Raw genomic sequence first — 238 nt, forward strand, 5'->3', positions numbered from 1 at the left:
TCGTTCGTATTCCTGCAGGACTAGCTGGAATACCCTAGATGCAGTGCGGCCAAGGTCGAATGCAGCGGCTACTCCAGCGGCGAAGACCTTCACGAAAGAGGCGTCGTCACGCTCGTCTACGGTGTAGATCGCAGCGGTTTGGCGGACCTCTCCAGTGCGTGTGCTAACCAGCTCCTCTGACGTACCCGTTTTTACATATCGCTTCTTCACCGTCACCTCTGTTGGCTCCAGCAAAGGG

The 238-nt window shown here is 56.7% G+C and carries 1 protein-coding gene; it reads right to left on the bottom strand.

All coding sequences use genetic code 11. The features are described 5' to 3' along the window. Positions 1 to 216 (bottom strand): hypothetical protein (locus tag GHO25_RS26415; RefSeq protein WP_218581107.1); only part of this gene is annotated, 216 nt, incomplete at its 3' end. Positions 217 to 238: the final 22 nt, after the last annotated feature.

The sequence above is a fragment of the Pseudomonas sp. FSL R10-1350 genome (assembly GCF_009600525.1).
Lineage (GTDB): Bacteria > Pseudomonadota > Gammaproteobacteria > Pseudomonadales > Pseudomonadaceae > Aquipseudomonas > Aquipseudomonas helleri.